Origin of the sequence: Pseudomonas sp. SWRI81, assembly GCF_014268545.1 — a bacterium.
GTDB classification, from domain to species: domain Bacteria; phylum Pseudomonadota; class Gammaproteobacteria; order Pseudomonadales; family Pseudomonadaceae; genus Aquipseudomonas; species Aquipseudomonas hamedanensis.
Window position 1 is genome coordinate 1 of record NZ_JABWQS010000066.1, and the last position, 22,277, is coordinate 22,277.

Consider the following 22,277-nt stretch of genomic DNA (forward strand, 5'->3'; position numbering starts at 1 on the left):
CCGGTGGTTTCGCCAGCGGCAATGGTGATGGTCGAGCCATTCGACAGGGTGACGGTTACCGGAGTTTGCGCCGGGTTAGTCAGCGTCGCGGTGTAAGTGATCTGGCCGCCTTCAACGATGTTGTTGGTTGCCGTCAAAGTCAGGCCGGTGTTGTCCACCGAATCGGTAATCGTGGTGACCGCAGGCGTGTTGCTTGGCACCAGATTTTCGAAATTGCCGCCTGTAGCGCCAGTGATGGTGGTGCTGACGGTGCTGCCATTGTTGTACACGTCATTGGCGGCTGTCGGCACGTTGACGGTGCCAGTGGTTTCGCCAGCAGCGATGGTGATGGTCGAGCCGTTGGACAGAGTGACGGTAACCGGAGTTTGCGCCGGGTTGGTCAGCGTCGCGGTGTAAGTGATCTGGCCGCCTTCAACGATGTTGTTGGTCGCGGTCAAAGTAAGGCCGGTGTTATCGACCGAATCAGTGATCGTGGTGACCGCAGGCGTCGGGTTCGGCACCAGATTTTCGAAATTGCCGCCGGTAGCGCCAGTGATGGTGGTGCTGACGGTGCTGCCATTGTTGTACACGTCGTTGGCGGCAGTTGGCACATTGACGGTGCCAGTCGTCTGGCCGGCAGCGATGGTGATGGTCGAGCCGTTCGATAGAGTGACGGTTACCGGTGTCTGCGCCGGATCGGTCAGGGTCGCGGTGTAGGTGATCTGCCCACCTTCCGTGACGCTCGGGGCTGTCGTCAGGGTGACGGTGGTGGTGTCGACGGTGTCGGTGACTTGCGTCGTCGCCGGAGTGGTCGGCGGGGTCACCGTGATGCCGTTGCCGCCGGTGGTGCCGGTGACGGTCACGTCGATCTGGGTCGGGTCGTTGTACACCGTGTCGTTCGGCGCCAGCGGCACGTTGACGGTGCCGGTGGTCGAGCCAGCCGGGATGACGATCACTGCGCCGTTGGACAAGGTGATGGTCAGGTCGGTGAGCGGCGCCTGGGTCAGGGTTGCGGTGTACACCAGCACGCCGCCGGCTTCGGTGATGGTCGGCGTGGCGCTGAGGCTCAGGGTCGAGTCACGCAGTGCATTGGCGGTGGTGTCGGTGGTCTGGCCGCCCGTGGTGTTCTGCGCGACCTGCCCGGCAGCGTTGATCCCCGCTGTCGGGAAGCCAATGGTCGGATCGACACGGCCAGCGGTGGCGTCGAGCATCACGAAGCTGTGACCGCCGCCCGCCGCGCCACCTGTGCCTGCGGCGCTCGGGCCGGCGGCGGTGGACTCAAGGGCGGTGGTCGGGTCGACACCGGCGGCGATGGCTTGCTGCAGTTCTGCTACCGACGGCGCTGCCTGCGCGGTGGCTTCGGCCAGGTCGGTGCTGGAGTCGGGTGCGTTGGCGCTCCACTGGGTGTCTCGACCCAGATCCAGAGTGCGGCCATCGGCCAGTTCCAGCGACACGGCGCCGGACAGACCGGTATCGATCTGGTCGCCGACATACAGGCGATCGCCTTCAACGAGTACCCGACGCACGCCCTCTGGGGACACCACGAAAACCTGACCGACAATGCTTTTGACGACGGCAACAACACTGCTCATTGAAGACTCTCCGGGGTGCCACATTCAGTTGACTTCCATGGACCTGACGGGCCATCGCGCCACTTCAGTCTGGACGTACTTTTAAAAAATTCGATAACAAGTTGACGCTTTGTTTCGTCAATATTTTGGCTATAGTTTTTCGATATTTACTTTATGCCAAACTATTGACCTTCTGGGAGCCATCCTAAACAATCGTCCCAGTAATGTCACATTGATATTTCCGCGGCGACCTGTCCTTCAGCGTGTGATCCAGTTCCTGTTTTGAACTTTCCGACATACGGTCATTCCGGGTTGCCATCATCCGACGCAGCGCCACGTTCTGCTGTGATTCAAGACAAGAAGTTCCGGGAAATTCCAACCATGCGTTCGCTTTTGCTCCTCGCCGCTCCCTTCGCTCTCGCCGCCTCTTTTGTACAAGCACAATCCTTACCAGAAGCCATGCAACAGGCTTTGGATGTCCATCCGGAGGTTCAGGCGGGGGTCAACAGTCGATTGGCGGCGGATTATCAGTTAAAGGCGGCGAAGGGGGGATACCTGCCCAAGGTCGATCTGCTGGGCGGTTATGGCCGTGAGGGCACCGACAGCGTGACCACTCGGGCCAACGGTGGCGGCAATCACTGGGAGACGTTGAACCGCAGCGAGTCAAGTTTACGTCTCTCGCAAATGGTTTTTGACGGTTTTGCGACGTCCAACGAGGTTGCGCGTCAACAAGCCAACGTCAGCTCCCGTGCCTATTCCTTGCTCGGCACCTCCGAGCGCACCGCACTGACCGTCGCCCAGGTGTATCTGGACGTGCTGACCCGCCGCGAATTCGTCCGACTGGCGGAGGAAAACCTCAAAAGTCACCAGCGCATCTACGATCAGATCCAGTTGCGCACCCAGCGCGGCGTCGGCAGCGGTGCCGACCTCGACCAGGCTGAAGCGCGGATGGCCCAGGCCCGCAACAACCTGATCACCGAGCAGACCAACCTCGCCGACGCCGAAACCAACTTCCTCAGCGCCGTCGGCCAGATGCCCGATCAGTTGGAACGCCCGGCGCCGTTCATGGCGATGATGCCGGCCAACCTCAACGAAGCCCGCGCGCAGATGCTGGAAAACAGCCCGATCCTGCGTTCGGCAGAGTCGGATATCGCCGCGGCCGAAAAACAGTACGCCACCGCCAAGTCGACCTTCTACCCACGTTTCGATGCCGAACTGGGGCGCACCGCCGACAACGATCTCGACGGCCAGAACGGCCACAACAACGAATGGCAGGCCATGCTGCGCATGCGCTTCAACCTCTATTCGGGCGGCAGCAACAAGGCCGACCTGGAATCCAAGTCGTACCTGGCCAACCAGGCGCTGGACATCCGCAACAACGCCCTGCGGCAGTTGAACGAAGAGCTAGGCCTGGCCTGGAACGCCTTGAACAACGCCAACGCGCAAGTGCCGATCGCTCAGCAATACGTCGATCACAGCACCTCGGTGCGCACCGCGTACCAGCGTCAATTCAGCCTCGGTGAGCGAACCCTGCTCGACTTGCTCGACAGCGAAAACGAGCTGTTCACCGCCTCGCGGCGTCTGGCGGAAATCAAGAACATTCAGTTATTTACTCAGTACCGAATCAAGGCGACCATGGGCGAGTTGCTCAGAAGCCAGGGAGTGGTCGCGCCGTTGGCATCCGTTGTGCAGAACGACGTGAAGCCCAAGGTCCAGCTGCCTGGGATGAATTGAGTTATCCCTTTCAACTGTCAAAGAGTGTCGAGCGTGGAATCAGAAGTCAGTCGAGTTCATCTCAGTCATGATCCGCGCGCGTTGCACGACGATCCGTTACTGGACGGTCTGCTCGCCCTTTGCATGCTCCACCAGAAACCCGCCAGCGCGGCGATGCTGACCACCGGCCTGCCGCTGCCCAAACAGCGCCTGAGCGTCGAGTTGCTGCCGCGTGCGGCGGCTCGTGCCGGCCTGCAAGGTCGGGTGTTGCAGCGCAAGCTCGAAGAAATTCCGGCGATTGCCATGCCCGCGCTATTGCTGCTCAAGGATGGCCGTAGCGCCGTCCTGCTCGGCTGGCAGGGCGAAAACGAAGCGCGGGTGCTGCTCAGTGAAAGCGATGGCGGCGAATCGGTGGTCAGCCGCGAACTGCTGACTGACGATTACATCGGCAAAGTGTTCTTCGCCCAGCCGCAGCATAAATTCGACGTCAACCACGGCACGCTGATTCCGCGTGCACGTTCGTGGTTTCGCGACACCCTCAAGCGTTCGCGCTGGCTGTACGCCGATGCGATCGCCGCCAGTTTCCTGATCAACATCATCGCCATGGCCGCGCCGCTGTTCGTGATGAACGTCTATGACCGCGTGGTGCCGAACCAGGCTGAGGCGACCCTGTGGGTATTGGCGCTGGGCATCACTGGCGCCTACATCTTCGACCTGATCCTCAAGAGCCTGCGCAGCTTGTGTCTGGATCTGGCGGGCAAGAAAACCGACCTGATCATCTCCGCCACGCTGTTCGAGCGCATCGTCGGCATGGCGATGAAGTACCGCCCGGCGCGGGTCGGCAGTTTTGCGCAGAACATTCATGAGTTTCAGAGCCTGCGCGACTTCCTCGCCTCGCTGACCCTGACCAGCCTGATCGACCTGCCGTTCACCCTTCTGATTTTCATCGTCATCGCAATTCTCGGCGGGCATCTGGTGTGGATTCCGGTGCTGGCGTTCCCGATTGCGCTGCTGATCGGCTACGCCTTGCAGAAGCCGCTGGTGGCAACCATGGAACGCACCATGGCCCTCGGTGCCGAGCGCCAGTCAAGCCTGATCGAAACCCTCGCCGGCCTCGACGCGGTCAAGGTCAACAACGCCGAAAGCGAGCGCCAGTATCAGTGGGAGCAGACCATCGGCACCCTCAGCCGTCTCGAGCTGCGGGTGAAAATGCTTTCCGGCCTGGCGATGAACATCACCCTGCTGATCCAGCAACTGGCCGGGGTAATCATGATTGTCTTCGGCGTGTACCAGATCATCGCCGGCAACCTGAGCATGGGCGGGCTGATCGCCTGCTACATGCTCAGTGGCCGCGCCCTGAGCCCGCTGGCCTCGCTGTCCGGTCTGCTCACTCGCTATCAACAGGCACGGGTGACCATGACCTCGGTCGACCAGATGATGGAGCTGCCACAGGAGCGCAATTTCGAGGAGCGCCCGTTGAGCCGCAAGGTGCTGCAAGGCGCGATCGAGTGCCGCCAGCTCAATTTCACCTATCCGGACCAGCAGAACCCGGCGCTGAAAAACATCAACCTGGTGATCCGTCCCGGCGAGAAAATCGGCATCATCGGCCGCAGCGGCTCGGGCAAAAGCTCTCTGGCCAAACTGCTGGTCGGCCTGTATCAGCCGGACGACGGCGCGTTGCTGGTCGATGGCGTGGACATCCGTCAGATCGACGTCAGCGAACTGCGCTACAACATCGGCTACGTGCCACAGGACATTCAACTGCTGTCCGGCACGTTGCGTGACAACCTGGTTTCCGGCGCACGTTATGTAGAAGACGAATTAGTCCTGCAAGCTGCCGAGCTGGCCGGCGTCCACGAATTCGCCCGCCTGCACCCGCAAGGTTACGAGCTGCAAGTTGGCGAGCGTGGGCAGAACCTCTCCGGCGGCCAACGGCAGAACGTTGCGCTTGCGCGGGCGCTGCTGCTCAATCCACCGATTCTGCTGATGGACGAGCCGACCAGTGCAATGGACAACACCGGCGAAGAACGCCTCAAGCAACGCCTCGCGGCGGTGATCGAAAACAAGACCGTGGTGCTGGTCACGCATCGGGCTTCGCTGTTGTCGCTGGTCGATCGTCTGCTGGTGATCGACCGCGGGCAGATTCTCGCCGACGGCCCGAAAGCCGCGGTGATGGAAGCGTTGAAGAAGGGGCAGATCAGTGTTGCTTAAGTCCGGTGTCAAGGAGTCGATCCGTCGTTACTTCAAGGGTTCTGCCTCGCTGCAGGGCCAGCCGCTGCCGGAGGTCAACAAGGCGCTGATCGAAGACGCCCCGCGCGTTGTGCGCCTGACCATCTGGGCGATCATCGGCTTCTTTGTGTTCCTCATGCTTTGGGCCAACTTCGCCGTGATCGATGAAGTGACCAAGGGCGACGGCAAGGCGGTTCCGTCGTCGAAGATTCAGAAAATCCAGAACCTTGAAGGCGGGATCGTCTCCGAGCTGTTCGTCAAGGAAGGCCAGATCGTCGAGGCCGGCGCGCCGCTGATTCGCCTCGACGACACGCGTTTTGCCTCCAATGTTGGCGAAACCGAGGCCGATCGCCTGTCGATGCTGTTGCGGGTCGAGCGTCTGAGCGCCGAAGTCGACGACCGCCCACTGAACTTCCCCGAAGACGTGCTCAAGGCCGTGCCGGGTCAAGCGAAAAGCGAAGAGTCCCTGTACATCAGCCGTCGCCAGCAATTGCATGACGAGATCGGCGGCCTGCAGGAGCAGTTGATCCAGCGTCAGCAAGAGCTGCGTGAGTTCAGCTCCAAGCAGGCGCAGTACCGTCAGCAGCTCGGCTTGCAGCGCCAGGAAATCAACATGTCCGAGCCGCTGGTGGCGCAGGGCGCGGTGTCTCCGGTGGAAGTGTTGCGCCTCAAGCGTGCCGAAGTGGAAACCCGGGGTCAGCTCGATGCCACAACCCTGGCGATTCCGCGCGCCGAATCGGCGATCAAGGAAGTGCAGCGCAAAATCGACGAGACCCGGGGCAAATTCCGTAGCGAAGCGCTGACCCAGCTCAACGAAGCGCGCACCGATCTGAATAAGGCTCAAGCCACCGGCAAAGCCCTGGAAGACCGCGTCAGCCGTACGCTGGTCACCTCGCCGGTGCGCGGCATCGTCAATAAATTGTTGGTCAACACCATTGGCGGCGTGATCCAGCCGGGCAGTGACATGGTCGAAATCGTGCCGCTGGACGACACCCTGCTGGTCGAAGCCAAGATCCGCCCGCAGGACATCGCCTTCCTGCATCCGGGGCAGGAAGCGATCGTCAAATTCACCGCGTATGACTACACCATCTATGGCGGGCTGAAGGCACAGCTGGAGCAAATCGGCGCCGACACCATCACTGACGAAGACAAGAAAACCACTTACTACGTGATCAAGGTGCGCACTGAGCGCAGCCATTTGGGCACGGATGAGAAGCCCTTGCTGATCATTCCGGGGATGGTCGCTTCGGTGGACATCATTACCGGCAAGAAATCGGTGTTGAGTTATCTGCTCAAGCCGATTATCCGGGCTCGGGCAGAGGCGTTGCACGAGCGTTGATCCTTCAGCGACCTTGCTGGCCCCATCGCGAGCAGGCTCACTCCTACATTGGATTGCATTCCTTCAGATGGAATGCGATCACTGTAGGAGTGAGCCTGCTCGCGATAGCATGCTCTGAGGCGCTACATATCTGTCGGTAAGTGACACAAATCGTCAGTCCACCTCCTCACCATTCGCCATATCGTTATTCATTAACGGTATTTAATTTCCCATTCTTATAGCGATAAAGTCACCCACCTGCGCACCTGCCGACCAATCGGCGCGCCGCACGACCTGAACCGACACGCAATCGAGCGTGAGTGTCTGATCGACGTGCGCGCCCGTGAGCGCGCCGTGCGTGGGAGATGATTGATGTCCGCAGCTACTGCCACCCCGAGCGCCGTGACCGCCGCGCCACAAAGCTTTGAAATTCGTCCGTTCAGCGGTGCCGTCGGCGCCGAAATTGTTGGTCTGGACCTGAGCCGGCCAGTCAACGATGAGGATTTTGCGCGCATTCACCGCGCGCACCTGGATCACCATGTCGTGGTTTTCCGCAATCAGCAGATCACCCCACAACAGCAAATCGACTTCAGCCGCCGCTTCGGTGTGTTGCAGATCCACGTGCTCAAGCAATTCCTGCTGGCGGATCACCCGGAAATCCTCATCGTTTCCAATATCATCGAAAACGGCCAGAACGTTGGTCTCGGTGACGCCGGCAAGTTCTGGCATTCCGATCTTTCTTACAAAGAACTGCCGAGCCTTGGCTCGATGCTGCACGCGCAGGAGCTGCCCGCCGAGGGCGGCGACACGCTGTTTGCCGACATGCACAAAGCCTGGGATGAGCTGCCAGCTGCGTTGCGTAACGCGGTCGAAGGACGCTTCGCCGCGCATTCCTATACCGCGCGCTACAGCGAAACCAAATTCGAAGGTAACTGGCGGCCGACCCTGACCCCGGAGCAACTGGCGCAAGTCGCCGAAGTCGTGCACCCGGTGGTGCGCACCCATCCGGAAAACGGCCGCAAGGCCTTGTTCGTCAGCGAAGGCTTCACCACGCGCATCGTCGGCCTGCCGGACGACGAGAGCCGTCAATTGCTGGCCGAGCTGTACGCCCACAGCGTGTTGCCGCAAAACATCTACCGCCATCAGTGGCAGCCGCATGATCTGGTGTTCTGGGACAACCGTTCGCTGATCCACCTGGCCGCCGGTTGCCCGGCGCACCTGCGCCGCAAGCTGTATCGCACGACCATTCAGGGCGATGCGCCTTTCTGATTTGCCGGAGACCGCTGAACCATGAATGCTCCCTTGCCAGGCCACGCGGCCAGCAACCCGATTGCCCGCAGCGACGCGTTGCTGGCGGTCGATCGCGTCAGCCTCGAATACCGCACGCCGCAACGCGTGGTGCGCGCCACCCACCAGGTCAGTTTTGAAATCGATCCGGCCGACCGCTATGTGCTGCTCGGCCCGTCCGGTTGCGGCAAGTCCACGTTGCTCAAAGCGGTCGCCGGGTTCATCCAGCCCTGCGAAGGCGAAATCCGCCTGCAAGGCCAGCGCGTCGATGCGCCGGGGCCGGACCGAATTGTGGTGTTCCAGGAATTCGACCAATTGCCGCCGTGGAAAACCGTGAAGCAGAACGTGATGTTTCCGCTGCTCGCCTCGCGCACCTTGAACAAAAAAGACGCGGAACACCGTGCGCTGCACTATCTGGAAAAGGTCGGCCTGGCGGCGTTCGCCGACGCCTACCCGCACACCTTGTCCGGCGGCATGAAAGCGCGGGTGGCGATCGCTCGGGCGCTGGCGATGCAGCCGAAAATTCTGTTGATGGACGAACCCTTCGCCGCCCTCGACGCGCTGACGCGACGCAAGATGCAGGAGGAGTTGCTACTGCTCTGGGAGGAAGTGCGTTTCACGTTGCTGTTCGTCACCCATTCGATTGAAGAAGCGCTGGTGGTGGGCAATCGCATTCTTCTGCTGTCGCCGCATCCGGGCCGGGTGCGCGCCGAAGTGCACAGCCATCAATACGATCTGCACAGCCTCGGCGGCGTGGCGTTTCAGGAGTCGGCGCGGCGCATTCATCGTCTGCTGTTTGATGAAGGTCAGTCGCCAGAGACCGAGCGTGACCACGACTTCAGCGATATTCGCATCGCCTATTGAGCGGCCAGGAGGATTACCTGATGAGCCATTCATCATCCGTGCGTGAAGAATTCGAAACCGTGCTCGAGCCGCTGACCGCAGTGCCGGTCGAGCGCGAATTACCGCTCGGCACGCGGTTGTGGCAACAGGGCTGGCTGCGCAAAAGCCTGATCCTGACCGTGTTGGCGATCGTCTGGGAGGTGGTCGCTCGGATTCAGAACAACGATCTGATGCTGCCGAGCTTTCTGCAAACCGCCCACGCCTTGTTCGACGGCCTGCTCAGTGGCGAGCTGTTGGCCAAGGTGTGGATATCCCTGGTGGTGCTGATCAAGGGGTACTTGATCGGCATTGTTCTGGCGTTTGCCTTGACCACCCTGGCAGTGTCGACGCAGTTGGGACGCGATCTGTTGAGCACGATGACCTCGATGTTCAATCCGTTGCCAGCGATTGCCCTGTTGCCGCTGGCCCTGCTGTGGTTTGGCCTGGGGCAGAACAGCCTGATTTTCGTGCTGGTGCATTCGGTGTTGTGGGCGCTGGCGCTCAATACTTATGCCGGTTTTCTCGGCGTCTCCGAAACCCTGCGCATGGCCGGGCGCAACTACGGACTCAAGGGGCTGCGGCTGGTGTTGTTCGTCCTGATCCCGGCGGCGCTGCCATCGATTCTCGCGGGGCTGAAGATTGGCTGGGCGTTTGCCTGGCGCACGTTGATCGCTGCCGAATTGGTGTTTGGTGCGACCAGCGGCAAGGGCGGGTTGGGCTGGTACATCTTCCAGAATCGCAATGAGCTGTACACCGACAAGGTGTTTGCCGGGTTGGCGGTGGTGATTCTGATTGGTTTGCTGGTGGAGAATCTGGTGTTTGATACGTTGGAGCGAGTGACTGTTAAGCGGTGGGGTATGCAGCGCTGAGATATTCGTTGGCTGGGCCGGCCGGATCGCTGGCAAGCCAGCTCCCACAGGTTTTTCGGCAGGTCAAAAATTCTATGAGCTCTCTCAACCAATGTGGGAGCTGGCTTGCCAGCGATGGCGTCCGCTTCGGCACCGCCACTCTTGAAGGATGTTTGCTAGCATTGCGCCCGGATCAATCCAGATCAGCCATGAGTGCTCAGCATGCAACTCCCGGACATGAACCTGCTGGTCGCCCTCGATGCCTTGCTCGACGAGGGCAGTGTGGTCGGTGCGGCGCGGCGAATGAACCTCAGCCCGGCGGCGATGAGCCGCACGCTGACGCGCATCCGCGAAGCCATCGGCGATCCGATCCTGGTACGTGCCGGACGCGGTCTGGTGCCGACTCCCAAAGCTTTGGAATTGCGCGAACAAGTGCGCGACGTGGTCGAGCAGGCGGCGCTGCTGTTCCGTTCGGCCGACAGCGTGGAGTTGGGCACTTTGCGGCGGCGTTTCAGCATTCGCGCCAACGACTTTTTCATCGGTGTCTACGGCGGCAAGTTGTTCGACACCCTTGATCAACTGGCACCGCACTGCGAGCTGCGCTTCGTCCCCGAAGGCGATGGCGATGACGAGGCACTGCGCGAAGGACGGATCGATCTGAGCGTGAGCAATACCCGGCCCGTCACGCCGGAAGTGAAAATCCAGAATCTGTTCTCCACTCACTTCGTCGGGCTTGTGCGCGAAGATCACCCGTTGCTCGACGGCGAGATCACCGCTGAGCGCTACGCCGGTTTCTCGCATATCAGCATGTCGCGCCGGGGTATCGCCCGCGGGCCTATTGACACGGCATTGAATGCTTTGGGGCTGGAACGGCGGGTGGCAGTGATTGCGCCGAGTTTTCATGCGGCGATGTTCGCCTTGCCGGACTCCGACCTGATCCTGCCGGTGCCCAAGGAAGCGCTGCTCAGCGTTCGGAGACTGGGCCTGAAGCTGCGTTCATTCGACCTGCCGATTCCGCTGCCCATGCTGATGCTGACCCAGGCCTGGCACCCGCGTTTCGACAAGGACCCCGCCCACCGCTGGCTGCGCGAAACGCTCAAGGCCTGCTGCGATGAGACATGGCTGGCGGCACAACCCTGATCCCGAATTTCACACAAATCCCCTGTAGGAGTGAGCCTGCTCGCGATAGCGGTACACCAGCCGACGGATTTTCAAACTGACACACCGCTATCGCGAGCAGGCTCACTCCTACAGGGATAACTGTTGTGTCTGATGCACTTATAACCTGCCAATAAGTCAATTTTCGTCAGCACTAAGCCCCACTAAAATGCTCCGGTATTTCACCCCCCCGGAGTTTTCATTCATGACATCCCTGACGGTCACGGCACCCCTCGCCGCGGCCAGCCCGGCGACGGCGACCACGCCCCCGGTGTTCGGGGCGCGGATCATCATCGGTCTGGTCGGCGTGCTGTTGGCCGTGCTGGTCTCGGGCCTCAACGAGATGGTCACCAAAGTCGCGCTGGCCGATATCCGTGGCGCGCTACACATCGGCTACGACGAAGGCACCTGGCTGGTCGCGAGCTACACCGCCACATCGGTCGCGGCCATGGCCTTTGCGCCGTGGTGCTCGGTGACCTTTTCGCTGCGCCGCTTCACCCTATGCGCAATCGGCCTGTTTACCGCGCTCGGCGTCCTGTGTCCGTTCGCCCCGAATTACGAAAGTCTGCTGTTGATGCGCATCCTCCAAGGTCTGGCCGGCGGTGCGTTGCCGCCGATGCTGATGACCGTCGCGCTGCGCTTTTTGCCCGCAAACATCAAACTGTACGGACTGGCCGGCTACGCACTGACCGCAACGTTCGGCCCTGGCCTCGGCACGCCGCTGGCCGGTCTGTGGACCGAATACGTCGGCTGGCAATGGACCTTCTGGCAGATCATCGTGCCGTGCCTGATCGCTATGGCCGCCGTCGCCTACGGCTTGCCGCAGGATCCGCTGCGGCTGGAGCGGCTGAAGTCGTTCAACTGGAAAGGCCTGCTGCTGGGCTTTCCAGCGATCTGCATGCTGGTGATTGGCCTGTTACAAGGCAATCGGCTGGACTGGTTCGAATCGAACCTGATCTGCGGACTGCTCGGCGCCGGTTCGCTGCTGCTGGTGGCTTTCATGATCAATGAATGGTCGCAGCCGATTCCGTTTTTCAAATTGCAGATGCTCGGCATTCGCAATCTGTCGTTCGCGCTGATCACCTTGGCCGGGGTGCTGGTCGTGCTGCTGGCGGTGGTGCTGATTCCGTCGAGTTATCTGGCTCAGGTGCAAGGTTATCGCCCGGCGCAAACCGCGCCGATCATGCTCATCGCTGCGTTGCCGCAATTGCTTGCACTGCCGCTGGTGGCGGCGCTGTGTAACTTGCGCTGGGTCGATTGCCGCTGGGTGCTCGGGATCGGGTTGAGCATGCTGGCGCTGTCCTGTCTGGGCGGTTCGCACCTGACGTCGGCGTGGATCCGTGACGATTTTTACGTTCTGCAATGGCTGCAGATTTTCGGCCAGCCGATGGCGGTGTTACCGCTGCTGATGTTGTCGACCGGCAGCATCACGCCGCTGGATGGCCCCTTCGCGTCGGCGTGGTTCAACACTGTGAAAGGCCTCGCTGCGGTGGTCGCCACCGGGGTGATCGAAGCGCTGACCACCGCGCGCCTGCATTTCCATTCGACGGTGCTGGTCGACAGCCTCGGCAACTCGCCGCTGGCCGACCACAGCGATCCGGGCCTTGCCCATCGCCTGCACGAACAGGCCGTGGTGCTGACTTCTTCCGATCTCTACGTGTGCATGTCCGGCGTCGCGGTGACGCTGATCCTGCTGATTTTCTGGCTGCCGACGCGGATTTATCCGCCGCGTGCGCCGACCTGATTGCTGCACTGAAACAGAAGGTTTTTATGACGACTCAATCCAAACAAAAACTCGCGGTGGCCGTGGCTGCCGCGCTGGCGGTCGGCGTGCTGGTGTACCTGGCGATGCCCGGGCTGTTCGGCAAACGCACCGAGCAAACCACCAATGACGCTTTTGTCTCGGCCGACTACACGCTGGTCGTGCCGCGCGTGGCCGGGTTCATCAAGCAGGTGCTGGTCGAAGATAACCAGCAAGTGAAGGCCGGGCAGTTGCTGGCGCTGATCGATGACCGTGACTTGCGTGCGGCAGCCGAAGCGGCGGATGCGCAAACCCTGGTGGCGCGGGCGCAGTTGCAGAACGCCAACGCGACCCTGGAACGGCAGGCATCGCTGATCGCCCAGGCGCAGGCTTCGGTGGTCTCGGCCAAGGCAGAAATGGCCTTCGCTCAGCAGGAACTGAACCGCTACAACCACCTCGCCGGTGTTGGCGCCGGTACGGTGCAGAACGCACAGCAGGCACGCACGCGAATTGATCAGGCCTCGGCACGCCTCGACACGGCAACGGCGAAACTGGCGGCCGAACGCAAGCAGGTAGAGATCCTTACTGCCCAGCGCAACGCCGCCGAAGGCAATCTGAAACACGCGCAGGCGGCGCTGGAAATCGCCAGTTTCAACCTGTCCTATACGCGCATCACCGCACCGCAGGACGGCATGGTCGGCGAGCGCGCGGTGCGTGTCGGTGCCTATGTGACGCCAGGTAGCAAACTGCTGGCGGTGGTGCCGTTGCAGCAGGCCTATGTGGTTGCCAATTTTCAGGAAACCCAATTAACCGATGTGCAGCCGGGGCAGGACGTGCAAGTGCGTGTCGACAGCTTGGGTGGCGAAGCGTTGAGTGGCCGCGTCGAGAGCGTCGCGCCGGCAACGGGGGTGACTTTCGCAGCGGTGAAACCGGACAACGCCACCGGTAACTTCACCAAGGTGGTGCAGCGCATCCCGGTGAAAATCGTGCTGGAACCGGGGCAGCCACTGGCCGAGCGCTTGCGGGTAGGGATGTCGGTGGAGGCAAGCATTGATACGGCGAGTTCAGCGGCGTCCGGGCGCGAGGTGACGCAGCGATGATTGGTGGTGAATCGGCCAATGCCTTCGCGAGCAGGCTCGCTCCCACATTTTGCAATGCGTTCCCCCTGTGGGAGCGAGCCTGCTCGCGAAGACGCCAGTGGCAGCAACTCACCCTGAGTGCCTTGCTTGCAATCAGCCTCAGCGCCTGCACCGTTGGCCCCGACTTCCAGAAACCCGAGGCCACGCAACCTGCCGACTGGGCTAAACCGGCCCGGTCGGCCCCCAGCCAGGCCGTCAGCGAACCGCTGAACGAACACTGGTGGGAAACGTTCCACGATCCGCAGCTTTCCGCGCTCACCCAACGCGCACTGAGCAACAACCTCGACCTGCAACTGGCCAGCAGCCGCCTGCAACAAAGCCGCGCTGCACGCCAAGTGATCACCGCCGAGCGTTATCCGAACAGCGCCGCTACCGGTAGCTACGCACGCAAGCGCAACAGTGGCGAGGGCCTGAACGATCCGTCCGGGCATAACGGCGATTCCGCTTTCAACCTGTGGGACGCTGGCTTTTCGGCCGCCTGGGAGCTGGACTTCTGGGGCCGTGTGCGCCGCGAAACCGAAGCCGCCGACGCCAATCTCGAAGTGGCAGAAAACGATCGTCGCGGTGTGTTGCTCACGGTGCTCGCCGACACCGCACAAAACTACATCCAACTGCGTGGCGTGCAGAACACTCGCGCCGTCACCGAGCAGAACCTTGACGTTGCCCGGCACAGCCTGAAACTCTCGCAGTTGCGTCTGGCCGATGGCGTGGCGACCGATCTCGACGTCGCCGAAGCTGCCGCGCAGGTCGCTGCCATTGAGGCACGCCTGCCGGCACTTGAGCAGCGTCAGGCGCAACTGATCAACGCGATCAGTCTGTTGATGGGTGAACCACCGCAGGCCTTGGCGAAGGAGTTATCCACAGACGCGGCGGTGCCGCAGTCGCCGCTGCAAGTCGCCATCGGCCTGCCTTCGCAACTGGCCGAACGGCGCCCGGATATCCGCCAGGCCGAAGCACGCCTGCACGCCGCCACCGCCAGCATCGGCGTAGCCAAGGGCGATTTTTATCCGCGCATCACCCTGTCCGGCAACCTCGGTTCGCAGGCGATGCAGCTCAGCGACTTCGGTTCCTGGGGCTCGCGCGCCTTTGCCATCGGTCCGCAGTTCAGCTTGCCGTTGTTCGACGGCGGACGCCTGCGCGGCATGCTGCAACTGCGTGAAGCCCAGCAACAGGAAGCGGCCATCGCCTACCAGCAAACCGTGCTGCGCGCCTGGCATGAAATCGACGACCAGTTGACCGCCTACAACGCCAGTCAGCGCCGTCGCGACAGCCTTGCCGAAGCCGTGCGCCAGAACCAGATCGCCCTGCGCACCGCGCAACAGCAATACGTCGAAGGCGTGGTCGATTTCGTCAACGTTCTCACCGTGCAGAGCGCCTTGCTCGCCACGCAGGAACAATGGGTGGAAAGCTCAACCGGCGTTTCCCTGGCAATGGTCGGGTTGTATAAGGCGCTGGGCGGCGGATGGCAGTCGGTCTATCCAGCAGCGCAACTGGCCGCAGGCTCGCCGGACGTCGCCAAGCCCTGAACCCGCAGCGACAGCTATGATCAACTCCTCTGCAGCAAACGGCGTAACGCCGGGCTCGATTCCAGAGGAGTTGATCATGGAAAATCCGCAGCACAGCCTCCCGGCCCTGTTCAAACAGCTCGGCCTCGCTGACGACCCGATCAGCATCGACCAGTTCATCGCCAGCCATTCCCCGCTCAAGCCGGAATTGCATCTGGCTGACGCGTTTTTCTGGTCGGAAAGTCAGGCGCAGCTTTTGCGCGACGAAATTTTGGAAGACGCGGATTGGGCGGATGTGGTGGATCGGTTGGATGTAATGTTGCGTAAGGGGCGGGCGGGGTGATCATTGCGAATTTGCAGTCACGTCTGACGCCAAGGTTGTCCAAGTGGCATAAATAGACCAAAAATCACGCCCCAATTTAAGGTCTTTATTATGCAAAGCGTTCTCGCCGATATGGCTGTCAGTGTTTCTGAACTGAAGAAAAATCCTACTGCTGTGTTCAACGGTGCGCACGGTGGTGCCGTCGCTGTTCTCAACCACAATCGCGTCATGGGCTATATGGTGCCGGCCGAAGTTTACGAAGCAATGATGGAGCGGCTTGATGATCTTGAGCTGGCTGACATTGTTCGTTCGCGCCTTCACGAAACGCCCATTTCGGTAAGCCTGGATGACTTATAAGCTTGAGTTTCTGCCGTCTGCGCACAAACGGGATCTATCGTTTGGCATGAGGTGCAGCGTGTAAAAAAAATTGCGGGAAAAGGCTCAGATGTAAAAAAAACCTGCTTACTGTAAAAAAAACTTCGTTTTATCCCTCGCAGTAGATTTTTTCTACGGAAAATTACGAATCCGACTCGTGGGTACGCCTCCCTCCGTGACGCTCTCTGGTTGACGTATTTCTCCCATACGCATTGGGATGATCGTGTCTGTCGATCCAAATACCTTCCCACAGCGTGTCCCTCATTCGGCCAAGCGCGGCAATTTGTTTCAAAACTTGACTGAAATTCCCCTCCAATGCGATATTGATAGTTAGCAAACTAACAGTGTCCGTTTACCCGTGTCCGATCCCCTCGACAGTCTCCAGATGAACATCAGCAGCGCCATGGTGGTGGCCGCCCGGCATTGGCGGAAGATCTGCCAGACCACGCTGGTCAATTACGGAATTTCCGAAGCTTGCGCCGTTCCATTGTTGATGATCGGGCGCTTGGGCGAGGGCGTGCGTCAGGTGCAGGTGGCGCAGGCGGCTGGGATGGAGAGTCCGTCGCTGGTGCGTCTGCTTGATCAGCTGTGCCAGGCTGGTTACGTCCGTCGCACTGAAGATGCCCAGGATCGTCGCGCCAAGTGCCTGAGCCTGACCGATACCGGCCGCGAGCTGGTGCAGGCGGTGGAGGCCGAACTGGTGCGCTTGCGCCATGAAGTGCTGGAAGGCATCGAGCGCAGTGATCTGGAGGCTACGCTTCGGGTACTCAGGGCTTTTGAGGCGGCGAGTTCGCCTGTGGTGGTCAATTCTTGAACGGTTTTTTCACTGGCATGCCGCCGGCCCGTGACTGGTTTTACGGGGTGCGTACTTTTGCAGCGTCGATGATTGCGCTGTACATCGCCCTGCTCATGCAAATGCCGCGTCCGTATTGGGCGATGGCCACGGTGTACATCGTTTCCAGCCCGTTTCTCGGCCCGACAAGCTCCAAAGCACTCTACCGCGCGGCGGGTACTTTTCTGGGTGCTGCGGCAGCGGTGCTGTTCGTGCCGATGTTTGTGCAGAGCCCGTATGTGTTGGTGGTGGTTATCGCCTTGTGGACCGGCATTCTGCTGTTCATGTCCCTGCACCTGCGCACCGCCAACAGCTACGCGCTGATGCTGGCCGGTTACACGTTGCCGCTGATTGCCCTGCCGGTGGTCGATAATCCGCTGGCAGTGTGGGACGTAGCCGAGGCGCGCACCGAAGAGATTTTCCTTGGCATCGCTGTTGCCGCCGTGGTCGGCGCGATGTTCTGGCCGCGGCGCCTGGCGCCGGTGTTCAACGATGCGGTGAGCAAGTGGTTCGCCGATGCGACGAGCTACAGCCTGAAGTTTCTCAGCCGCGATGTGCAGCCGGAAGAAGTTACCGCGCTGCGCATGGCCATGGTCGCCAATTTCAACAGCCTCGAACTGATGATCGGCCAGTTGCCCCACGAAGGCGCGCGGCCGCAAACCGTGCGCAACACCAAGGAGCTGCGCGGGCGGATGATTCACCTGTTGCCGGTGATCGATGCGCTCGAGGATTCGCTGTACGCCCTCGAACGTCGCACACCGGAACTGGTGGAAAAGTTCCAGCCATTGCTCGCCGCCACCCGGGAATGGTTGAGCCATGGGGATGCCGATCTCGCGCGCTGGCAAGCACTGAGAGATCAACTCGACGCGTTGCAACCGAGCGCCGAGGCGCTGGAGGACCGCAAACAGTTGCTGTTCTCCAACGCCATTTACCGCCTCGGTGAGTTCATCGACTTGTGGCAGGACTGCCGCAGCTTGCAGGATGCGATTCTGTGCGAGCGCCAGGACAGCTGGCGCGCGGTTTATCGGCACTGGCGCCTCGGCCGTTTGACGCCGTTCATCGATCGCGGGCTGATGCTGTACTCGGCAACCTCGACCATTCTGGCAATCATCGTCGCTTCGGTTTTGTGGATCCTGCTCGGCTGGCCGGATGGCGGCAGCGCGGTGATTCTGGCGGCGGTGGCGTGCAGTTTCTTCGCCTCGATGGACGACCCGGCACCGCAGATTTACCGGTTCTTTTTCTGGACCGGCATGTCGGTGCTGTTCGCCAGCCTTTATCTGTTTTTGATTCTGCCCAACCTGCACGATTTCCCGATGCTGGTGCTGGCGTTTTCCGTGCCGTTCATTTGCATCGGCACGCTGACGGTGCAGCCGCGTTTCTACCTCGGCATGCTGCTGACGCTGGTTAACACCTCGTCGTTCATCAGCATTCAGGGGGCGTACGACGCGGACTTTTTTGCCTTCGCCAATTCCAACCTCGCCGGGCCGCTGGGGCTGTTGTTCGCCTTTATCTGGACGCTGGTGGCGCGGCCGTTCGGGGCTGAACTGGCGGCCAAGCGCCTGACCCGTTTCAGCTGGAAGGACATCGTCAGCATGACCGAGCCGGCCAATCTCGCCGAACATCGGCAACTCGGCGTGCAGTTGCTTGATCGGCTGATGCAGCACCTGCCACGTCTGGCCCTGACCGGCCAGGACACTGGCATTGCGATGCGCGAAGTGCGCGTCGGCCTGAATATGCTCGACCTGCTCGCCTACACCCCGCGCGTCACTGGCGTGCCGAAGGCGTTGCTACAGCAAGTGGTGGCCGAGGTCGGCGAGTATTTCCGCGCCTGCCTCAAATCTGGCGAACGCCTGCCGGCGCCGAGCGGTCTGCTGATGACTCTGGACCGTACCCGCCGTGCGCTGAATGGCCAGGGCGATGACGAAACCCGTCTGCACCTGTTGCACGCCTTGAGCGGTTTGCGTCTGGCCTTGCTGCCCGGCGTCGAATTCGTCTCCAGCGCCGAGCCCGAAGAACCGCTGCCCGATGGAGCGCCCCTATGATCGGTGATCTGGATATCAGCGGCATCTTCCTGCCGACCCTGCTGGTGCTGATGGGCATCACCTATGTGTTGTTTCTGCTGGTGCATGGCGTGCTCACGCGTCTGCACTTTTACCGTCTGGTCTGGCACCGGGCATTGTTCAACGTGGCGCTCTACGCCGTGCTGCTGTACGGCTTGGACTCACTCAGTCGATACCTGATGACATGAAAAAACCGTTTTTGACCATCGGTCGCGTGGTTCTGACCTTGCTGATCGTGACGTTTGCCGTTGTCCTTGTCTGGCGCATGGTGATGTATTACATGTTCGCGCCGTGGACCCGCGACGGCCATATTCGCGCCGACGTCATCCAGATTGCCCCGGACGTGTCCGGGTTGATCCAGCAGGTCGAGGTGAAGGACAACCAGTTGATCAAGCGTGGTCAGGTGTTGTTCAGCATCGACCAGGACCGCTTCAAACTGGCGTTGCGTCAAGCCAGGGCCGCCGTTGCCGACCGCGAAGAAACCCTCGCCCAGGCGCAGCGTGAAGCCAAGCGTAACCGCGGGCTGGGCAACCTGGTGCCAGCGGAGCAACTGGAAGAAAGCCAGTCGCGCGTGGCCCGTGCGCAATCGGCGCTGGCCGAAGCGCTGGTAGCGGTGGACAGTGCACAGCTCAACCTCGATCGCTCGGTGATCCGCAGCCCGGTCGACGGTTACGTCAACGACCGCGCGCCGCGTCCGCAGGAATTCGTCACCGCCGGACGTCCGGTGTTATCGGTGGTCGACAGCAATTCATTCCACATCGACGGCTATTTCGAAGAGACCAAACTCGACGGTATTCACGTCGGGCAATCGGTGGATATCCGTGTGATCGGCGACCGGGCAAAACTGCGCGGGCATGTCGAGAGCATCGTCGCCGGCATCGAGGACCGCGACCGCACCAGCGGCAGCAACCTGCTGCCCAACGTCAACCCGGCGTTCAGCTGGGTGCGCCTGGCGCAGCGGATTCCGGTGCGCATTGCGTTCGATGATGTGCCGGCAGATTTCCGCATGATTGCGGGACGCACCGCCACCGTGTCGATCATCGATGACCAACCGCAGGAGCCCCGGCCATGAGCAGGGCGCTTTTGGTCGCCGGTTTGGGCGTGATGCTCTCGGCGTGTCAGATGGTCGGTCCGGATTATCAGGTGCCGGCCGACGCGGCGGTGCAGCGCAAGGATATTCAGGGTGAACTGGCGGTCGCCGGCAAACCGGTGGTTTCGGCGCCAGTGCCGGCGGACTGGTGGCGCCTGTATAAAGATCCGCGCCTTGATCAGTTGGTGCAGCAGGCCATGGCATCCAACACCGACCTGCGTGTGGCCGCGGCCAACCTGTCGCGGGCACGCGCTCAGGTGGATGAAGCCGAGGCCGCTGGCGGCTGGAGCGGCGGGGTGAAGATGGGCGCCCAGCGCTTGCAGGAATCCGGTCAGGCGTTCCTGTTGCCGGAAAAAGTCCCGGTGGCCAACATTGCCGATATCGGCATCAGCGCTTCGTATCAGTTCGACCTGTGGGGCACTTTGCAGCGCGGCATCGAAGCGGCAAAAGCCAATGCCGATGCGACCCAGGCCGCCGCCGATACCGCGCGCATCACTTTGGTGGCGGACGTGGTTCGTGCTTACACCCAGGTCTGCGCGGCCAACGAAGAGCGGGAAATCGCCGAGCATTCTCTCGACCTGCAATCGCAGAGCACCACGTTGATCCAGCGTTTGCGTGACGCCGGGCGTGGCGATGAAACCCAGGTCACCCGTTCGCAGACCCAATTCAAATCCCTGCGCGCCGATCTGCCACGCTATGAAGCGGCGCGTCAGGCCGGGCTGTTCCGCCTGTCGATGTTGCTGGCCAAGCCGGTCGAGCAATTGCCGGCGGGCACGGCCACCTGCGCCGAACTGCCGAAAGTCGCTCAGCTCGTGCCCGTCGGTGACGGCGCTGCGCTGCTCAAGCGTCGCCCGGATATCCGTCAGGCCGAACGCCGTCTTGCGGCGGCGACCGCCGGCATCGGTATCGCCACCGGCGAGCTGTACCCGGACATCAGCATTGGCGCGACGATCGGCACGGTCGGCATCATTGATGATCTTGGCGATCCTTCGACCAACCGCTGGGGCTTCGGCCCTTCGCTGAGCTGGAAAGTCCCGACCAACGGCGCCCGCGCGCGTATTCGTGAAGCCGAGGCCAACACTCAAGGCGCACTGGCGCATTTTGACGGCGTGGTGCTCAACGCCATCCGCGAGACCCAGACCGGTCTGGCCCAGTACAGCGCACTGCTGCAACGTCGCGATGCGCTGGCCGAGGCTGAGCAGTCGGCGAAGCTCGCCGCCGAGCAGACCCACCGCTTCTTCCAGGCCGGCCGCGAGTCGTTTCTTGCCGACCTGCAAGCCACGCGCACCTACACCGATGTCACCGCGCAGCTGGCCGCGGCCAACACCCAGGTCGCGATGAGCCAGATCGATTTGTTCCTCGCCCTGGGCGGTGGCTGGGAAAGCGGACGAACGCACGCTTCTGACGCCAGCAATCCCTGAGGCCGTTGCTATGCTTTGAGGTATTGAAGGGGCGCCCCGTGCAAAGCGCTCCCTGCATGCTCATTGCTCGTGCTGGTCTAGGGGAAACCAACGATGAAGAACCCTTACGCGCTCGGCTTCTGGTGTGTCCTGACGGCGCTCGTGCTGCTGTCGGCCACTTATTTCTACGGCATCATGCTGGCCCACCAGATCGACAAGGCGATGATTTTTCTCGACAGCGCCGTGGCGCTGATCGCGGTCATGGCAATCGTGGTGGTGGCATGGGCATCGGTCCAGGTTCAGCGGGTCAAGAAGCGCCAGTTGGAGCAGGGCAAAATGCTGGTGCTGATCTGGGACACCAAGGTCGCCCTGCGCCGGGTCGAAACCGTGTTCGACCGGTATTTCTGGGGCAGCTACTGGCAACCGGGGCGCACCTTCGCCGAAGTCATGGGCGAACTCACCGGCACCCCGCTGGAAAAAAGCCTCGAAGCGCTGAAAAAACAGTGCCTGGAACTCGACAAGCAGATTGCCGACGAGGGTTGGCACTGGCTGAACAATGCCCGTGAACTGTCCGATGTCGCCACGGCCATGGCCCGCGAGCGCTATCAACTGGATTTTTGCGATGTGCGGGCTGACGGGGCGGGCGGGGCGGTGATCGACCGCGATTTTGAAGTGCTGGTGTACACCTGGACGGCGCGGCTCAAGAGCTTTGATCATCAGCTCGATGAAATCGAGGTTCAGTATTCCTGATTCTCTGCTGAATGATCTGGCTCCTTCGCGAGCAGGCTCGCTCCCACAGGTACGGTGCTGCCCTTGTGGGAGCGAGCC

19 protein-coding genes are annotated in these 22,277 nt (G+C 61.4%); 18 read left to right on the top strand and 1 reads right to left on the bottom strand.

What is annotated here, in order from left to right:
• Nucleotides 1–1,571: retention module-containing protein (locus HU765_RS25545; RefSeq protein WP_186623794.1), on the bottom strand; the 1,571-nt coding region annotated here is incomplete at its 3' end.
• A 360-nt stretch (nucleotides 1,572–1,931) separates the two neighbouring features.
• Between HU765_RS25545 and HU765_RS25550 the strand changes: the two genes are divergently transcribed.
• The 18 genes from HU765_RS25550 (at nucleotide 1,932) to HU765_RS25635 (ending at nucleotide 22,199) form a co-directional block, all read left to right on the top strand.
• Nucleotides 1,932–3,284 carry a TolC family outer membrane protein gene (locus HU765_RS25550; protein ID WP_186623796.1) on the top strand — a complete coding sequence of 451 codons (1,353 nt, stop codon included), beginning with the start codon at nucleotides 1,932–1,934 and terminating at the stop codon, nucleotides 3,282–3,284.
• Between the two features lie 33 nt (nucleotides 3,285–3,317).
• Nucleotides 3,318–5,474 carry a type I secretion system permease/ATPase gene (locus HU765_RS25555; protein ID WP_186623798.1) on the top strand — a complete coding sequence of 719 codons (2,157 nt, stop codon included), beginning with the start codon at nucleotides 3,318–3,320 and terminating at the stop codon, nucleotides 5,472–5,474.
• The gene (locus tag HU765_RS25560; RefSeq protein ID WP_186623800.1) at nucleotides 5,464–6,831 is read left to right on the top strand and encodes an HlyD family type I secretion periplasmic adaptor subunit; all 1,368 of its coding nucleotides are present in this window, start codon (nucleotides 5,464–5,466) and stop codon (nucleotides 6,829–6,831) included. Before HU765_RS25555 ends, HU765_RS25560 begins: the two co-directional genes overlap by 11 nt.
• A gap of 351 nt (nucleotides 6,832–7,182) precedes the next feature.
• On the top strand, nucleotides 7,183–8,079 hold the full coding sequence (locus HU765_RS25565) for a TauD/TfdA family dioxygenase (RefSeq protein ID WP_186623802.1): 897 nt from the start codon (nucleotides 7,183–7,185) through the stop codon (nucleotides 8,077–8,079).
• A 21-nt stretch (nucleotides 8,080–8,100) separates the two neighbouring features.
• Complete coding sequence (locus HU765_RS25570; protein ID WP_186623804.1) at nucleotides 8,101–8,961, top strand: ABC transporter ATP-binding protein; 861 nt, start codon at nucleotides 8,101–8,103, stop codon at nucleotides 8,959–8,961.
• A 20-nt stretch (nucleotides 8,962–8,981) separates the two neighbouring features.
• A complete protein-coding gene (locus HU765_RS25575) occupies nucleotides 8,982–9,848 on the top strand; it encodes an ABC transporter permease (RefSeq protein ID WP_186623806.1) in 867 nt (288 codons plus the stop codon).
• A gap of 201 nt (nucleotides 9,849–10,049) precedes the next feature.
• On the top strand, nucleotides 10,050–10,967 hold the full coding sequence (locus tag HU765_RS25580; RefSeq protein WP_186548686.1) for a LysR family transcriptional regulator: 918 nt from the start codon (nucleotides 10,050–10,052) through the stop codon (nucleotides 10,965–10,967).
• Nucleotides 10,968–11,190: 223 nt separating this feature from the next.
• On the top strand, nucleotides 11,191–12,729 hold the full coding sequence (locus HU765_RS25585) for an MFS transporter (protein ID WP_186623808.1): 1,539 nt from the start codon (nucleotides 11,191–11,193) through the stop codon (nucleotides 12,727–12,729).
• A 26-nt stretch (nucleotides 12,730–12,755) separates the two neighbouring features.
• Entirely contained in the window at nucleotides 12,756–13,826 is a 1,071-nt protein-coding gene (locus HU765_RS25590; RefSeq protein ID WP_186623810.1) for an HlyD family secretion protein, read from the top strand.
• Nucleotides 13,823–15,391, top strand: a complete 1,569-nt coding sequence (locus tag HU765_RS25595) for an efflux transporter outer membrane subunit (protein WP_186623812.1) — start codon at nucleotides 13,823–13,825, stop codon at nucleotides 15,389–15,391. Before HU765_RS25590 ends, HU765_RS25595 begins: the two co-directional genes overlap by 4 nt.
• Before the next feature lie 76 nt (nucleotides 15,392–15,467).
• Nucleotides 15,468–15,713, top strand: a complete 246-nt coding sequence (locus HU765_RS25600) for a DUF2789 domain-containing protein (protein ID WP_186623814.1) — start codon at nucleotides 15,468–15,470, stop codon at nucleotides 15,711–15,713.
• 90 nt (nucleotides 15,714–15,803) lie between these two features.
• Nucleotides 15,804–16,049, top strand: coding sequence for a type II toxin-antitoxin system Phd/YefM family antitoxin (locus tag HU765_RS25605; protein ID WP_186548675.1), 246 nt, complete (start codon nucleotides 15,804–15,806; stop codon nucleotides 16,047–16,049).
• A gap of 403 nt (nucleotides 16,050–16,452) precedes the next feature.
• Entirely contained in the window at nucleotides 16,453–16,881 is a 429-nt protein-coding gene (locus HU765_RS25610) for a MarR family transcriptional regulator (protein ID WP_186548673.1), read from the top strand.
• Nucleotides 16,878–18,941: an FUSC family protein gene (locus HU765_RS25615; RefSeq protein ID WP_186623816.1), complete on the top strand. Its 2,064-nt coding sequence runs from the start codon at nucleotides 16,878–16,880 to the stop codon at nucleotides 18,939–18,941. The genes HU765_RS25610 and HU765_RS25615 overlap by 4 nt, the downstream gene beginning before the upstream one ends.
• Nucleotides 18,938–19,147 carry a DUF1656 domain-containing protein gene (locus HU765_RS25620; protein ID WP_186623818.1) on the top strand — a complete coding sequence of 70 codons (210 nt, stop codon included), beginning with the start codon at nucleotides 18,938–18,940 and terminating at the stop codon, nucleotides 19,145–19,147. Before HU765_RS25615 ends, HU765_RS25620 begins: the two co-directional genes overlap by 4 nt.
• Nucleotides 19,144–20,031, top strand: coding sequence for an HlyD family secretion protein (locus HU765_RS25625; protein WP_186548669.1), 888 nt, complete (start codon nucleotides 19,144–19,146; stop codon nucleotides 20,029–20,031). The genes HU765_RS25620 and HU765_RS25625 overlap by 4 nt, the downstream gene beginning before the upstream one ends.
• Nucleotides 20,028–21,470, top strand: a complete 1,443-nt coding sequence (locus tag HU765_RS25630) for a TolC family protein (RefSeq protein WP_186623820.1) — start codon at nucleotides 20,028–20,030, stop codon at nucleotides 21,468–21,470. Before HU765_RS25625 ends, HU765_RS25630 begins: the two co-directional genes overlap by 4 nt.
• 93 nt (nucleotides 21,471–21,563) lie before the next feature.
• Nucleotides 21,564–22,199, top strand: coding sequence for an NADH:ubiquinone oxidoreductase subunit N (locus HU765_RS25635; protein WP_186548665.1), 636 nt, complete (start codon nucleotides 21,564–21,566; stop codon nucleotides 22,197–22,199).
• Nucleotides 22,200–22,277 lie beyond the last annotated feature (78 nt).